The sequence below is a fragment of the Spirosoma migulaei genome (assembly GCF_054776855.1).
The window spans coordinates 111,238-124,986 of sequence record NZ_BAAHBG010000040.1; the positions used below are offsets into that span (position 1 = coordinate 111,238).

The 13,749-nt window shown below is 46.9% G+C and carries 18 protein-coding genes; 7 read left to right on the top strand and 11 right to left on the bottom strand.

Translation table 11 applies throughout. From position 1 onward, the window contains the following. The first annotated feature begins 8 nt into the window (after positions 1–8). Complete coding sequence (locus ACYVGO_RS36065) at positions 9–596, top strand: DUF4256 domain-containing protein (protein ID WP_460973515.1); 588 nt, start codon at positions 9–11, stop codon at positions 594–596. 116 nt (positions 597–712) lie between these two features. Here the strand turns inward: ACYVGO_RS36065 and ACYVGO_RS36070 are convergent, their stop codons facing one another. Further along, positions 713–1,000 (bottom strand): hypothetical protein, encoded by a 288-nt coding sequence (locus ACYVGO_RS36070; protein ID WP_460973517.1) that lies wholly within the window; start codon positions 998–1,000, stop codon positions 713–715. 209 nt (positions 1,001–1,209) lie between these two features. Here ACYVGO_RS36070 and ACYVGO_RS36075 point away from each other — a divergent pair, with 209 nt between their 5' ends. Together ACYVGO_RS36075 and ACYVGO_RS36080 are read left to right on the top strand one after the other, a co-directional pair. Beyond that, complete coding sequence (locus ACYVGO_RS36075; RefSeq protein WP_460973519.1) at positions 1,210–2,241, top strand: SDR family NAD(P)-dependent oxidoreductase; 1,032 nt, start codon at positions 1,210–1,212, stop codon at positions 2,239–2,241. 23 nt (positions 2,242–2,264) lie between these two features. Next, positions 2,265–3,071, top strand: a complete 807-nt coding sequence (locus ACYVGO_RS36080) for a helix-turn-helix domain-containing protein (protein WP_460973521.1) — start codon at positions 2,265–2,267, stop codon at positions 3,069–3,071. A gap of 12 nt (positions 3,072–3,083) precedes the next feature. Here ACYVGO_RS36080 and ACYVGO_RS36085 read toward each other — a convergent pair whose 3' ends face one another. The 4 genes from ACYVGO_RS36085 to ACYVGO_RS36100 form a co-directional block, all read right to left on the bottom strand. Next, positions 3,084–3,404, bottom strand: coding sequence for a hypothetical protein (locus ACYVGO_RS36085; RefSeq protein ID WP_142774307.1), 321 nt, complete (start codon positions 3,402–3,404; stop codon positions 3,084–3,086). Positions 3,405–3,503: 99 nt separating this feature from the next. Then, a complete protein-coding gene (locus tag ACYVGO_RS36090; protein WP_460973523.1) occupies positions 3,504–4,100 on the bottom strand; it encodes a short chain dehydrogenase in 597 nt (198 codons plus the stop codon). 25 nt (positions 4,101–4,125) lie between these two features. Beyond that, entirely contained in the window at positions 4,126–5,034 is a 909-nt protein-coding gene (locus ACYVGO_RS36095) for an NAD(P)/FAD-dependent oxidoreductase (protein ID WP_460973525.1), read from the bottom strand. A 1-nt stretch (position 5,035) separates the two neighbouring features. Beyond that, positions 5,036–5,257 (bottom strand): hypothetical protein, encoded by a 222-nt coding sequence (locus ACYVGO_RS36100; protein WP_142774304.1) that lies wholly within the window; start codon positions 5,255–5,257, stop codon positions 5,036–5,038. Positions 5,258–5,502: 245 nt separating this feature from the next. Between ACYVGO_RS36100 and ACYVGO_RS36105 the strand changes: the two genes are divergently transcribed. Together ACYVGO_RS36105 and ACYVGO_RS36110 are read left to right on the top strand one after the other, a co-directional pair. Then, positions 5,503–5,823: an ArsR/SmtB family transcription factor gene (locus tag ACYVGO_RS36105; protein WP_460973528.1), complete on the top strand. Its 321-nt coding sequence runs from the start codon at positions 5,503–5,505 to the stop codon at positions 5,821–5,823. Beyond that, positions 5,820–6,332 (top strand): SRPBCC family protein, encoded by a 513-nt coding sequence (locus ACYVGO_RS36110; protein WP_460973530.1) that lies wholly within the window; start codon positions 5,820–5,822, stop codon positions 6,330–6,332. Before ACYVGO_RS36105 ends, ACYVGO_RS36110 begins: the two co-directional genes overlap by 4 nt. A 404-nt stretch (positions 6,333–6,736) precedes the next feature. Here ACYVGO_RS36110 and ACYVGO_RS36115 read toward each other — a convergent pair whose 3' ends face one another. The 4 genes from ACYVGO_RS36115 to ACYVGO_RS36130 form a co-directional block, all read right to left on the bottom strand. Then, positions 6,737–7,654, bottom strand: a complete 918-nt coding sequence (locus ACYVGO_RS36115; protein WP_460973532.1) for a helix-turn-helix domain-containing protein — start codon at positions 7,652–7,654, stop codon at positions 6,737–6,739. 5 nt (positions 7,655–7,659) lie between these two features. Further along, entirely contained in the window at positions 7,660–8,400 is a 741-nt protein-coding gene (locus ACYVGO_RS36120) for an SDR family oxidoreductase (RefSeq protein ID WP_460973534.1), read from the bottom strand. A gap of 261 nt (positions 8,401–8,661) precedes the next feature. Beyond that, positions 8,662–9,870 carry a glycine C-acetyltransferase gene (gene kbl / locus ACYVGO_RS36125; RefSeq protein WP_460973536.1) on the bottom strand — a complete coding sequence of 403 codons (1,209 nt, stop codon included), beginning with the start codon at positions 9,868–9,870 and terminating at the stop codon, positions 8,662–8,664. A 5-nt stretch (positions 9,871–9,875) separates the two neighbouring features. Next, on the bottom strand, positions 9,876–10,838 hold the full coding sequence (locus ACYVGO_RS36130) for an NAD-dependent epimerase/dehydratase family protein (protein WP_460973538.1): 963 nt from the start codon (positions 10,836–10,838) through the stop codon (positions 9,876–9,878). A 214-nt stretch (positions 10,839–11,052) separates the two neighbouring features. Between ACYVGO_RS36130 and ACYVGO_RS36135 the strand changes: the two genes are divergently transcribed. Next, positions 11,053–11,517: an Lrp/AsnC family transcriptional regulator gene (locus ACYVGO_RS36135; protein WP_460973540.1), complete on the top strand. Its 465-nt coding sequence runs from the start codon at positions 11,053–11,055 to the stop codon at positions 11,515–11,517. 79 nt (positions 11,518–11,596) lie between these two features. Here ACYVGO_RS36135 and ACYVGO_RS36140 read toward each other — a convergent pair whose 3' ends face one another. Next, positions 11,597–12,211 (bottom strand): trimeric intracellular cation channel family protein, encoded by a 615-nt coding sequence (locus ACYVGO_RS36140; protein ID WP_460973542.1) that lies wholly within the window; start codon positions 12,209–12,211, stop codon positions 11,597–11,599. A 65-nt stretch (positions 12,212–12,276) separates the two neighbouring features. Between ACYVGO_RS36140 and ACYVGO_RS36145 the strand changes: the two genes are divergently transcribed. Further along, positions 12,277–12,714, top strand: a complete 438-nt coding sequence (locus ACYVGO_RS36145) for a DoxX family protein (protein ID WP_460973544.1) — start codon at positions 12,277–12,279, stop codon at positions 12,712–12,714. 44 nt (positions 12,715–12,758) lie between these two features. On the opposite strand, the gene ACYVGO_RS36150 is transcribed toward ACYVGO_RS36145, so the two are convergent. Beyond that, the gene (locus ACYVGO_RS36150) at positions 12,759–13,475 is read right to left on the bottom strand and encodes a hypothetical protein (RefSeq protein WP_460973546.1); all 717 of its coding nucleotides are present in this window, start codon (positions 13,473–13,475) and stop codon (positions 12,759–12,761) included. Positions 13,476–13,749: the final 274 nt, after the last annotated feature.

The window sequence follows — 13,749 nt, forward strand, 5'->3', positions numbered from 1 at the left end:
TGAACACCATGAGCAGCACTAAAAAAGAGTTGTCAGCCGAACAATGGGAATCACTATTGAACACATTGAAAGCCCGTTTTGAGAAATATAGGAACCGTCACGAAGACCTTGATTGGGCTGACGTACAAGCAAAGCTGGAGGCTAGCCTGTCCGCTGGGCAGGCTAGTGCTGAAAAACTCTGGTCGCTCCACGAAATGGAACGAACGGGGGGCGAACCGGATGTGATTGGTCAGGATACGAAGACGGGTGAATACATTTTCTATGACTGCTCTGCCGAAAGCCCCAAGGGCCGCAGAAGTGTTTGTTACGACCGTAAAGCACTGGAAGCGAGGAAAGAAAACAAACCTGCAACGAGCGCTCTTGATATGGCTGCCGAGATGGGCATTGACCTGCTAACGGAAGAGGACTATCGGAAGCTGCAACAACTTGGAAATTTCGATATGAAAACATCGAGCTGGATAGTTACACCAGATGAGATCAGAAAACTCGGTGGTGCCCTTTTTTGTGATTTTCGCTACAACATGGTTTTCGTGTATCACAACGGTGCCGATTCCTATTATGCCGCCAGGGCGTTCCGGGGATCACTCAGGATCTGATTGATACTTAAAAACAATGCTGTAAGAATAGTATCTCATGTTTCGTTTATTCAAGCTCCTCCTGGATTCGCCGACAACACCAATACATACCGACAAGTGAAAGCGTAGGTCTTGATTTACGGCAAGAGCCGTGCAGCTTCTCGTACCTTTCCCCGAAGTCGAAAAAGGGCCGAAATGTCGCCTTGTAAGTAAGCAACGAGTTCTGTCTTATAGAGTTGCTCTATAAGCCTGCCTGCTGGTTGGTGGGGTATTACAGCCTCGTCCTCCACTGAATCGAGCAAGGCGTGCATTTCTACTCGAACGTCCATGAAGGCTCTGGTAATAGCGAGTGCGCTGGCAGTATCCGGTAGCGCACAGAAGTGACGGACAGCGAGGTTAAAACGGAGATTTGAGGTATCGAACATAGCAGGAAGGGTCATCTATCGTAGACATAGAGTTGATTAGTGTCAAGACAAGGTAAGGATAAAGTCCTGGATGTGCTGTTTAGCTCATGGCTGAGACTGCATATCACTCTTTTTGAAGGTGGTCTTTAAAACACATAAAATAGGCCCTTAAAACAAAATCGGCAAAAACCACCCCGTCTACCTTTGTTCCAGCTAATTCGCAGATAATCATGGAACAACGAACACAAGTAGACAATTACAATGGGGCTCTGCAAAAGCCTATTGGTTCTGGTTTTACAGCCACTTCTACCACCACAGACGTTAGTAAAGGGATTGACCTAACTGGCAGAATAGTTATCGTAACCGGTGGTTACGCGGGCATAGGCCTGGAAACCGTAAAAACGTTTGCATCCCTGGGAGCTGACGTTATCGTACCTGCACGTGATGTGAACAAGGCAGCTAAAAACCTCAATGGAATCTCACACGTAACGATTGAACCGATGGATTTGATGGACCCGGCTACTATTGATGCGTTCGCGGAGAAATTCCTTCGTACCGATAAGCCGCTATATAGTCTGGTCAACAATGCGGGGATTATGTGGGTACCGCTTCAACGGGATGCACGAGGCTATGAATCCCAGTTAGCCACGAATCATTTGGGGCATTTTCAGCTCACGGCACGGCTTTGGCCTGCGCTGAAAAAAGCGGTTGACGCCAGGGTAATCAGTGTGTCGTCGTTTGGCCATCAGATCGCCCCGTTCAATTTTGACGATCCTAACTTTACCTGTCGGGACTATGATACGCTGGCAGGCTATGGTCAATCTAAAACGGCCAACAACCTATTCGCCGTAGAATTAGATCATCGGGGCAAAAAGGTTGGCGTACGTGCCTTTTCACTCCATCCGGGATCCGTCAATGGGACTGATTTAGGACGGGTGGCGCCCATGGATTTATTTCAACAAATGGGTACGCATGATGCCAATGGTAATTTATTTCCCGACGTGGCCAGGAAACTAAAGACGATACCTCAGGGAGCCGCGACAACCGTTTGGTGTGCAACCAGCCCACAATTGGCTAATTTGGGCGGTGTGTATTGTGAAGACGCCGATATAGCCGAACTGGATACTGGAAACATTGACCACCAGTACGATGACCCATCAACCCTGCGGGGAGTAAAACCGTATTCAGTTGATGCGGAACAGGCGAAACGGTTATGGACGTTGAGTGAAGAATTGACAGGAGTGGAGTTTGACGCAAACTAAGAGCATTATCAGATTTCAAAATCATGAGTCATCAGGCATACTATATCCATCCCGACTTGAAGCTCTCCCGTTTCGACGATAAGTTTTATAAGGCAGATGTGCTCTTTGAACAGCATTTGCTGGTCTGGTTTATTTCGGGAGAAACCAAGATCGTGCACGGCGATGAGACATATTGGTTTGGGGCGGGTGATAGTCTATTGTTTCCTCGTAATCAGTTAGTTACGGTTATTAATTACCCCAAAGACGGCTTGCCGCATCAATCGGCGGTTATGCACCTGACTAAAAAGCGGTTAACTGATTTCTATACCAAAAATAAGGTGGATCTTAAGCAGATGCAGACACCTAAATTTCGCGCATTTGGCCAGCATCCGCTGTTAAAAAGTTGCCTTGCCTCTCTGATTCCTTATTTTGAACTGAACGAACCGTTACCGGATGCCATTGCTTCCTTAAAAATAGAAGAGGCCATTACGAACCTTCGAACGATTGATCCCTCAATTGACCATGTGCTGGCAAATTTCGACGAACCGGGTAAGCTAAGTCTTGTCGACTTTATGGAGCAGAATTACATGTTCAATATGTCGATGGATAAATTCGGCTATTTAACAGGACGTAGCCTGACCACGTTTAAACGTGATTTTAAAAAGATTTTCCAGACCACACCCCAAAAATGGTTAATGGAGAAGCGACTGGAACTGGCTCATTATCAGATCCGGGAAAAAAAGCGAAAGCCGTCCGATGTATACCTGGAAGTTGGTTTTGAGAATCTTTCCCACTTTGGCTATGTATTCAGAAAGCGGTATGGCTATGCACCAACCGAACTGGTGGGTTAGCTTATTAAGCTACTATTCTTCGCTGGAAAGCAGGCCGGTTACGCCAAATAGCACGGTTCCTAAAATTTTGGGCCCGAATTTTTTGCCCGTAAACCGGCCAAACTCGCCCATCCATTTGGTCTTTTCTACAACCTTAGCGCCGGTTTCCCGTAGGGCATCTGTGGCATCCTTGCCAGCCGCTCGCTTGGTAAAGTACATAACAGGAGCACTTAGTCCTAATACGGAAATACCGATTAGTGTGCCTGCCACGGCTCCAATTGTGCCCGATACCTCTTTTCCCGTTTCTTCAAACTGCTTCCACTTTTCTTCGAAATCATAGTCTTTGGCTTCCATGGCTTTTTCGCGATAACATGAAGGAAAACTGCTACTTAAAGGTACGTGTTGACAGGATATATCCGACAGAAAAGGCTATTTTTTGACCAACGGTAGTAATCAGCGTACGGTTATCACCTGGCCCGTACCTGAACCAAACACACTTTTACGAAAGCCATATTCCAGGTGTTTCATTGATACGGGAATATCTCCCGGAAAGAAGGGGAAGTATTGAGGAGAGTCTTCAATGACGGTAGGGCTAACTGCATTAATACGAACTCCATGTTCCAGTTCAATGGCTGCTGCCCGGACAAACGCATCAACGGCCCCATTCGCTGCCGACGCATTCGCAAAATTTAGTTGCGGTTCCTGGGTTAAAGCCCCACTGATCAATGTAAATGAACCTTTTGGATTAATAGCGTGCTGCCCGATGAGTACCAGATTTATTTGGCCCATCAGTTTTCCTTCGATCCCTTTTCTAAATTCGGTATGGGTCATTTTTTTCCAGGGCCCCACGTAGGTTGGTCCAGCGGTACATACTAATGCATCAAAACTGCCTACTTGTTTGTACATCTTTTCAATGGATTCTATGGAGGTAATATCCGCCTGAATATCCCCACTTTTTGACCCAACTTTTACTACTTCGTGCTCGTTCTCAAATGCATGTATCAGGTGTTTTCCCATGGTGCCTGATGCACCTACGATAATAATTTTCATGTCTTTTCGTATAGTAGAGTTTACGTCAAAAATTTTCAAAAATCAGTTTCTTGCTTACTGCCATTCCGGCTGTGGTACCCATGGCTACTGCATTTGCTACAGTGCGTATGCGTGTTGCATTATCACCACAGGCATAAATACCGCTAATCGTCGTTTCCTGAGCTGCATCTATCCTGATATAGCCGTCGTTGGTCAATTCGCATCCCAATAATTCCGGTATCTTACACTGTTGCTCAAACTGACTGCGGGTGTATATAGCCTTGACGGGCAATTTTGTAGTATCCTTAAAAACAAGGCTGTGAAGCTGCCCATCTGTATGCTCCAGGCGTTCAATTTCCTTTTCTATGATATTGATAGCATGCTGTTGGAGCTTCGTTGTCTGGTCTGCTGTTAGCATGGATTTACCATTGGTAAACAAGGTTAACCTGGTTGTCCAGTTAGAAATAAGTGTTGCGAGTTCAAGGCCGTCTTCTCCGTTGCCAAGTAGGCCTGTTGGCTCATTTCGCACCTCATAACCATGGCAATAGGGACAGTGTAGCACGGTAATACCCCAACATGCTGCCAGCCCGTCAATAGGAGGTGTATGGTCCTGGATACCTGATGCAAAAATTAATTTGCTGGCCCGAAACGTTTCTCCCGATGCTACCTGAATAGCAAAACCATAGTCAGTTTTTATTCCGTTGGTAGCAAGGCCAGTAAAGAATGTTACCGTAGCATAGTGCTGGACTTGCTGTTTGGCAAGCGCTGCAATTTGGTTTGGTGGTTGCCCATCCTGCGTAAGAAAGTTATGGGAATAGGGTGTCTGCCAATTACATGGGTTGCCGCTATCAATTATGAGCACGCTTTTCAACGCCCTGCCCAACGCCATAGCTGCTGCCAGCCCCGAATAGCTACCTCCAATAAGTAATACGTCAAAAATTTTATCGTCATTCATATTACTTACTGGCTTTGAATGAACCCGATTGGAGTAAAAAATCCACGCTAGGAACACCAACAAAAACTACCCACGGAACCAATGAAACGGTTAACAGGAATGTTCGTTGATACAATGGTAATCCGGATAATAGCTTGCCAAACAAATGAAGAAATAGCGTGATGGACGGATAGATGGCTATCCAGATCTTTAGTGCTGCAATTAACTTAGCCTTTGTTTTCATACCTTAAAAAATGCGTTTTGCTAACCCCTTTTGGGTAATGCAAAAGTATTTTACAGGCTAAACCGGTATGTAGGACAAAACTTTAGTTGTGTAGGACGCATCGTAAATTATTCCTGATATTCTGGTGAATACCCTTAATCAGTAGCTGTAGCCACTTCGACAGAATGAGGTGAAAATAAATTTGCGCAACTAATTGGTTGCTCGTATATTTGCAACCAGTTAGTTGCATTTGGTCGATCAACTCTATGAAACGAGACGTTTTTCAGGCGATTGCTGACCCAACCCGGCGAGCCATTCTGGTCTTGATTGCGGTGCAGGCCATGACGCCCAATGCGATTGCGGAACATTTTTCCAGTAGCCGACAAGCCATTTCGAAGCATATTCATGTCCTGCTGGAGTGTGAGCTTCTGAATCAGCAACAGCAGGGCCGGGAGATTTACTACCACCTAAATCCAACTAAAATGCAGGACGTAGACAACTGGCTTCAGCAGTTTAGAGACCTGGTTGAAAAACGCTTTACCCAATTAGATGACGTATTAGTTAAACTCAAAACAGAACAGAAATGAACAAGGCAATTCTGATGAACTTTGTGGTTGACAAGGACAGCAAGCAGATCAAGGTAGACCGCGAATTTAGTGCTCCACTCCCAATGGTGTGGGCAGCCTGGACCCAACCTGAAATCCTCGACCAATGGTGGGCTCCCAAACCCTGGCAGGCCCGAACAAAATCAATGGATTTCAGGCCGGGTGGCTCATGGCTCTATTCAATGATTGGTCCGGAAGGGGAAGAGCATTGGTCAAAAGCCGACTTTAAACAGATTGAATCTTCAAAAAGCTTTTCGGCGCTCGACGGATTTTGTGATGAAAACGGAACCCTTAATCCCGATTGGCCCCGATCTTTGTGGGAGAATACCTTTACGGAGAAAGGAGATTCTACACAGGTCAATATTGCCATCACGTACGACACGCTCACTGACCTGGAGAAAATTCTTGACATGGGCTTTAAAGAAGGCTTTACCGCCGGATTGGAAAACCTTGATCTGTATTTAAGTGCCCAGTCGCCGAAAACAGCCTAAAATCAACTATTGGCTTCGGGTAATTACGTAGTTGAATGGTCTATTTAACATGAATAATGGCCGCATAGCGGTTTGATGTTTGTAGCAAAAGGTTGTCGTGGACTCCACGACAACCTTTTGCTACAAACATACCGTACCTGTGGCAGGGTTGTTAAGTTCTGAATTTTCTTTACTTAATCAGCCTCTTTTATTGGCTTATTTTTACCCCCACCCCCTAAAGGGGGAGAAAATCCACTTCGGAGTACTCCCCCTTTAGGGGGTGGGGGGTAAAGACGACAGAACTTAACAGCCCTGCCGTACCTGTGGTACTTAAAAACTTGATAATCAGTGAAAATAACACATTATTTACGTTGATTTAGTACAATGCTGCGTTCGCTGTACCTCTGTGGTAAATACAATGAAATTTAGTGAAACGATTGCCGAAATTCTACCGGCGACACGTTCGTCTTTTGCTTAAATAGTTTATTGAACGACTGCGGATGTTCAAAGCCTAGCTCGTAGGCAATTTCGGCAACCGTTAGCCGACTGGTGCTTAGCCTATCTTTTGCCTGCTCAATCAGCCAATTATGGATGTATTGTTGCGTACTTTGGCCAGTAAGCGACTTCAGCATATCGGTTAGAAACCGGGGCGAAACGGCAAGATAGTCTGCTAGTTCCTTAACCGAGGGTAAGCCAGCTAACAGGGATTGTTGGGTATCGAGCCGTGATGCCAGATATCCATCCAGTTTAGCGATCATATCGTTGTAAACAGCCTTACGGGTGAGAAATTGCCGATTGTAAAAGCGGTTGCTGTAGGTTAGCAAGAGTTCAATTTGCGTGACCAGCACATCCTGACTAAAGCTATCAATGTTGGTATCTAACTCAGTGGCGATTGTGGCAAAGAGAGCCGCTATAATCTGTTTTTCCCTGTCGGATAAAAACAGCGCTTCGGAAACGGCGTACGAAAAAAAACCATATTTACTGATTGTTTTGCCAAGTGGATAATGCCGGATAAAGTCGGGATGGAAATAAAGAGAATACCCGTCATAGCTGCTTTCGTCACCAGACATGGTAACTACCTGATTGGGTGCTAAAAACGCTAATCCGCCTTCTTCAAAGTCATAGTACCCCTGGCCATATTTTACCTGTCCTTTGAACGTATGCTTGAAGGAGATTTTGTAGAAATTAATACTAAACGATGCACCTGCATCGGCAAGACTCACCCTGGTCGTATCGTAGTTGACTAACGCAATGAGCGGATGCACCGGTTTAGGTTGTTCCAACCGCTTCATCAGCTCAGAAATGCTGGCAAATACATACGGTTTTTGATTCTCTGCTTTCATTTTTTTCAATCCTGTATGGCTGGCCGAATAACCATATCACCCAGCTCAACATCGGCGGGTTGCTCAATGGCGAAGGCAACGGCCCTGGCAATGGCATCGGGTGAAATAGCAATCGATCCCATCTTGTCAAGGACAGCGGCCTTCATGGAGAGATCTTTTATCGTATTGGCGAATTCAGTCTGTACAAACCCCGGCGATATACCCGTTACCCGCCACCGTCCGCCCGACTCTTGACGCATGGCTTCGCTTATGGTGCGAACCGCATTTTTGGTACCAGCATATACGCCTTGCATAGGTACAATCTTTATACCTGAGGTCGAAATAATGTTGATGATATGGCCTGAACCTTGTTTCTGAAAAGCAGGAATGGCAGCGGCAATCCCGTATAATACACCTTTAAGATTCACATCGATCATTTCCTCCCATCCCTCAACATCCAGTTCGTCGATACGGGAGAGCTGACTCATGCCTGCATTGTTGATCATAACATCAAGTTTGCCGTAACGTTCACAGGCTACGTCGACAAGGTGTACTAAATCACCCCTTTGTTTAACGTCTGTAAGGACATGAACAGCGTCGCCACCCGCCGATCTGATGCGGGCTTCAAGCTCCGCCAGCCGATCTGACCGACGCGCGCCCAGAACGACTTTGGCCCCTCGGTTAGCGAGCAGGAGGGCAATGGCTTCCCCTATTCCGCTACTAGCCCCTGTGATGGCTACAACTTTACCGTCAATTCCATTTTCCATAACCAGTGACTGTTTAACGCATTTTTTTCTGCTGCAAAATTCACCCGTATGCGGAACTGAACTGTAGCCAAAACGGCAAAAGTTGTAGTCGGAAAGTCAATTGAAACAGAGTACTGCTAATCGTTTTGTCACCGGTAAATTCATCGCTTAGCACTGCTCGCCAATCTTAATCGGAATTGCCAAGCAGACGATGTAGGTGCAAAAAAGCGGCTCGTTCCAGGTTAAGAAAGAGCCGTTTTTTTGCACGTTCGAAACAGATCGTTAACCGACAGTTTCACGAATCTTTAGCACGCCAAGTTCCTGACCAACTTTCGTGAAGGCAGCTACGGCCTGTTGCAGATGTTCCAGTTCATGACCCGCCGAAATCTGCACCCGAATACGGGCTTTTCCGTTTGGAACCACAGGATAAAAGAACCCAATTACATAGATTCCTTCCTGTAACAATCGGGCGGCAAACTCCTGTGCTAAGGGAGCATCATAAAGCATAATCGGAACAATGGGGTGCTCGCCGGGCAAAATGTCGAATCCGGCAACTGTCATGGCCTCGCGGAAATAACGGGTATTGGCCTCCAGTTTATCGCGCAACGCGGTTGACCCTTCCAGAATATCCAGTACTTTCAGGGAAGCGCCAACGATGGAAGGAGCTAAGGTGTTGGAAAACAGATACGGACGAGACCGCTGCCGGAGTAATTCCACAATTTCTTTTCGAGCTGCCGTAAAGCCACCCGACGCACCGCCAAGGGCTTTTCCGTAGGTACCGGTTATGATATCAATGCGGCCCAGGACATTCCGGTATTCGGGCGTTCCCCGGCCCGTTTTTCCCATAAAGCCACTGGCATGGCATTCGTCAACCATGATCATAGCCCCATATTGATCGGCCAGATCGCAGATTTTGTCCAGTTGGGCAATGGTGCCATCCATCGAGAAAACACCATCTGTAACGACCAAAATACGACGTGCCGATGAAGCGGCCTGTAATTGAGTTTCCAGATACGCCATGTCATTGTGTTTATAGCGGAAGCGTTTTGCCTTACACAAGCGAATCCCATCAATTATCGAAGCATGATTTAATTCATCCGAAATGATGGCGTCTTCTTCGCCCAGCAGTGGTTCAAACACCCCACCGTTGGCGTCGAAGGCGGCTGCGTAGAGGATGCAGTCTTCGGCCCCAACGAACTCAGCGGTCCGACGTTCCAGTTCTTTATGAATATCCTGAGTACCACAGATAAATCGTACTGACGATAGGCCAAACCCGTGACTATCCAGCGTGTCGTGCGCAGCCGCAACCACGTCTGGATGAGAGGATAAGCCCAGGTAATTATTGGCACAAAAATTAAGTACTTCACGTCCACCATGAATGGCAATGACGGAAGACTGGGGCGAAACGATGATCCGTTCGGACTTATAGAGGCCAGCTTCTTTAATGCTGTTCAGTTCCTGTTGAAGTTGTTCTTTGATAGTTCCGTACATGACGTTTAGAGGGCTGAGACCAGTGGCTGATACACCGCAGTCAGGTTAGTAATCATTTCGGTAGTCATTTTGGGTAAATCGAAGGCTGGTTTCCAGCCCCAATCCTGCCGGGCAACTGAATCGTCAATGGATTTGGGCCATGAGTCGGCAATAGCCTGTCGAAAATCCGGTTTATACTGCGTGTCGAAAGCAGGGAAATAGGCCTGGATGGCAGCTGTCAAGTCGGCCGGGGTAAAGCTCATACCCGCCAGATTATAGGAGGTTCGGACGCTGATCTGAGATTCGGGCGCTTCCATCAGTTCGAGTGTTGCCCGCAGGGCATCGTCCATATAAATCATAGGCAGGAGCGTGTCTGCCGACAGGAAACAGTCAAATGGTTTCCCCTGGAGGGCCGCGTGGAAGATGGCTACGGCATAATCAGTGGTTCCCCCACCGGGCATCGACTGGTAGCTGATAACACCCGGATACCGTAAGGAGCGTATATCCAGCCCGTAGCGTTTGTGATAATACAGCGACCAGTTTTCGGCGGCAACCTTACTAATACCATATACCGTAGCGGGGTCGAGCAGAGAGGTTTGCGGGGTGTCGTACTTAGGCGCATGCTCCCCAAACGCGGCAATTGAACTGGGAACAAACACCTTTTTAATGTTGTGCAGCCGGGATACTTCCAGTACATTGAGCAAGGTCTGCATGTTCAGATTCCAGGCCCACAACGGATCGCTCTCTCCTTTTGCCGACAGAATAGCCGCCAGGTGGTATATCTGTGTAACCCGGTATTTGCGTACTACGTCGGTCAGGGCTTCCGGTTTGGTGGCGTCCAGTACTTCAAAGATGCCTGGTTCGGTTAATGGCTTTCGAAGATCGGCCGCGATGACGTTTGTGCTACCGAACTGCGCCTGTAATTGAGGAAGCAGGGCCGTGCCGATTTGCCCATTGGCTCCAATAATTAAAACGGTTTCTCGCTGCATAACGAAGGTGTAAGAAAGTTGAGTAAGGACGAAAACGAGTTAGTAAATCGTTATTGAAAAACAGCTATATAATTATGGTACAAAGTTAATTTACTAGATAATAAATGAATATAGTGATGTAAAATCCGTGAATTTTATGGGGATATGACTTATTTGCCGATAAATTCACTTGAGGTGAATCGAGAATAAACCACTCTGTAGAAAAATTTTCGGTATGGAAGGGATAGATGATGTAGATAAACAACTCCTGCGATTCTTACAGCAGGATGCTAAACTAACAACGAAAGAATTGGCCGCTCAACTCGGGCTGACGTTATCGCCGGTGTACGAGCGGATCAGGCGATTAGAAACCCTGGGATTTATTAAGCAATACGTAGCTGTGCTGGATAAAAACCTGTTAGGCCAGCCAATTACTGCGTTTTGCCAGGTATCAATGCGCTACCATGACAAAGCGTTTATCGACAAGTTTGAAGAAGAGGTGCAGAAACTGGAAGAAGTGCAGGAGTGCTATCACATGGCGGGTCAGGTCGATTTTCTGCTGAAGATTCATGTAGGCAGCCTGAACGAATACCACGACTTTGTTAAGTATAAACTGTCTCAAATTGAGAACATTGGCGTACTGAACAGCACCTTCGTTTTAAAGGAAATCAAGCATAACCTGGGCTATTTCATTCAATAACCGAAGCCGTTTTAGTAAAGTATAAGCAATCGCGCAAAATAGAATGAAATCTAATAATTGGCTAAGATATAGAGACCCGTCAGCTATCGATACGGGGTAAGGCCCATCCTTTACGGATAGCCATCAACCGAAACACGGTGATAAGCCCTGCCGATATCAGAAAATTCAGGTTGGGTTCCATATGAACGGATCGGCCCAGTAAATACAGACCGGCTCCGGCCAGACAAGGCGTAACATGAAGCTGTCGGCTAAAAATAACCGGGAGGTCATTGACTAAAACATCCCGTATAACTCCACCAAACAGGGCTGAAATGACCCCCAGTAGCATGGCTGCCCATTCATTGACATTGGCAGAGAGGGCTTTCTGCATACCTAAAATTGTATAAATACCAACGCCAAGCGTATCGAACAGGAGCAACGGCCGTTGAAGTTTTCCTAACCACCATTTGCGGCATAAAATCGCTGTAACTACGCTAGCGCTAATGACAATCAGGTAGTTAGGGTCCCGTATCCAGGCAATTGGATAGGCACCCATGATAATATCCCGTAGGGTACCGCCACCAATTGCGGTCAGAAAACCGACGAAAAAAAGGCTGATCAAATCGGGGTACATTTTTTTACTCAACGCCGACAACGCGCCCGAAATAGCAAATACGGCGACTCCAATCAGATCAGTCAAATACCAGATAGTCATGTAGGTGGTGAATGAGTACTAGATACTGTAGATTGCAAGGTAAACGTAATCGACTAAAATTGTCTATGATGGTTCCAACGAATGGGGTACAAAAGACCAATATCGCTCAGACTATTGGCCGGATTTTACTGGGCCTGGCGCTAAGTTTTGCCGGGACAGCTCACCTGACCTGGGCTCGAACTGAATTTTTAGCCCAAGTGCCCCAATGGGTGCCGCTCAATGGCGATTTAGTGGTTATTCTGTCCGGCATTGTTGAGATTACGCTGGGCCTGGCGCTTATTTTTTGGGCTCGGCAACGGGTACAGGTTGGCTGGGCAGTAGCTGCCTTTTTTGTATTGATCTTTCCGGGAAACATCGCTCAGTTCGTCAATCATACCGACGCATTCGGTTTATCGACCGATCGGGCCCGCGCCATTCGGTTGGTGTTTCAGCCGATTTTGGTAATCTGGGCGCTATGGTCTACCGGAGCCTGGCAGGCCTGGCGAAACCGTAAAACCATATAGTAATAAACTGTCATGAGATCAGGGAGCAATTTACTTCTGTTGCTTTACTTCACATTAGGCAGTTGATTAAGGTACACCTGCGTACTTGGCTGTACGCTTCCGTACGTTTCCACATCATTGACCGCTAGCTGTACAAAGGCTAGTTGCTGCCGTTCGGCGGTGGTTGGTTCGGTCGTATATTCCTCCTCGTTGATCTTCTTGTTGGCCAGTTGATTAGCCAGCGACTGGATACCCGGATGATTACTCAGGATCGGCTGAATCTCGTAGCTATCGCCAAGTCGACTTCCACTCCGGTCAACGTTAATGCAATACGCAATGAGCCAGGCAGTTTCAATGGCATGGGCCGGCACCAGCACCGTAACCGTTTTTATGATGATCCCATTCTGTGAAATATCCTGAAAGGATTCATTCGTTTCCGCGACCCAGATGAGGCCGGGCGGAATCTCTACCTGTACCGGATAGTCATTGGCGTTGCTGAATGTGAGACAAAACCCGACAGCCCCACCTGAGCCCTTTACTTTTTTCTGCTTACGGGCCTCACTCCAGCAGTCACCATCGACGCGGGGTTTCTGAACGAGTGAGATACCCGCCGGAAACACGAACGGTATTCCTTCTGGGCGGCTTTTTGAGGTGCCAAAGCCCGGTGCCGATGATTCCGGCTGGGTCTCATCGGTTGGGCCATTGGGCAAAATAGGGTTGTGGGCCGGGCCAGTGCAGGCCAGGACGCCCAGGAGCAGCAAGGAATAGAGTAGGTTGTGCATTCACTAAGTTGGTTTGACTACACAAACCTATAACCCGGTTACCAATCCACTCGGTGCCATTGGGTTGAAACGGAAGAAGCTCCTGATGAAGCAACTTATTGGGCTAGTTGGGTCAAAGGACCTAATTCAATAGGTCATCTTAGTCAATGCAGAAAAGTTTATTCCACAATGTTTGAATTCTATCCGAAAAAATACAAGGCGCTCCACAACTTTTGGATCAAGTCTAAAAGTTGTGGAGTAACTTGGATTAAGCATATAACTGAGTCAGCCGGTA

Coding starts and splice junctions, on each gene's coding strand:
- ACYVGO_RS36065 (WP_460973515.1), top strand. CDS start 9: ATGAGCAGCACTAAAAAAGAGTTGTCAGCCGAACAATGGGAATCACTA.
- ACYVGO_RS36085 (WP_142774307.1), bottom strand. CDS start 3,404: ATGGAAGCCAAAGACTATGATTTCGAAGAAAAGTGGAAGCAGTTTGAA.
- ACYVGO_RS36090 (WP_460973523.1), bottom strand. CDS start 4,100: ATGAAAATTATTATCGTAGGTGCATCAGGCACCATGGGAAAACACCTG.
- ACYVGO_RS36095 (WP_460973525.1), bottom strand. CDS start 5,034: ATGAATGACGATAAAATTTTTGACGTATTACTTATTGGAGGTAGCTAT.
- ACYVGO_RS36120 (WP_460973534.1), bottom strand. CDS start 8,400: ATGGAAAATGGAATTGACGGTAAAGTTGTAGCCATCACAGGGGCTAGT.
- ACYVGO_RS36080 (WP_460973521.1), top strand. CDS start 2,265: ATGAGTCATCAGGCATACTATATCCATCCCGACTTGAAGCTCTCCCGT.
- ACYVGO_RS36075 (WP_460973519.1), top strand. CDS start 1,210: ATGGAACAACGAACACAAGTAGACAATTACAATGGGGCTCTGCAAAAG.
- ACYVGO_RS36115 (WP_460973532.1), bottom strand. CDS start 7,654: ATGAAAGCAGAGAATCAAAAACCGTATGTATTTGCCAGCATTTCTGAG.
- ACYVGO_RS36140 (WP_460973542.1), bottom strand. CDS start 12,211: ATGACTATCTGGTATTTGACTGATCTGATTGGAGTCGCCGTATTTGCT.
- ACYVGO_RS36130 (WP_460973538.1), bottom strand. CDS start 10,838: ATGCAGCGAGAAACCGTTTTAATTATTGGAGCCAATGGGCAAATCGGC.
- ACYVGO_RS36150 (WP_460973546.1), bottom strand. CDS start 13,475: ATGCACAACCTACTCTATTCCTTGCTGCTCCTGGGCGTCCTGGCCTGC.
- ACYVGO_RS36070 (WP_460973517.1), bottom strand. CDS start 1,000: ATGTTCGATACCTCAAATCTCCGTTTTAACCTCGCTGTCCGTCACTTC.
- kbl (WP_460973536.1), bottom strand. CDS start 9,870: ATGTACGGAACTATCAAAGAACAACTTCAACAGGAACTGAACAGCATT.
- ACYVGO_RS36100 (WP_142774304.1), bottom strand. CDS start 5,257: ATGAAAACAAAGGCTAAGTTAATTGCAGCACTAAAGATCTGGATAGCC.
- ACYVGO_RS36110 (WP_460973530.1), top strand. CDS start 5,820: ATGAACAAGGCAATTCTGATGAACTTTGTGGTTGACAAGGACAGCAAG.
- ACYVGO_RS36145 (WP_460973544.1), top strand. CDS start 12,277: ATGATGGTTCCAACGAATGGGGTACAAAAGACCAATATCGCTCAGACT.
- ACYVGO_RS36135 (WP_460973540.1), top strand. CDS start 11,053: ATGGAAGGGATAGATGATGTAGATAAACAACTCCTGCGATTCTTACAG.
- ACYVGO_RS36105 (WP_460973528.1), top strand. CDS start 5,503: ATGAAACGAGACGTTTTTCAGGCGATTGCTGACCCAACCCGGCGAGCC.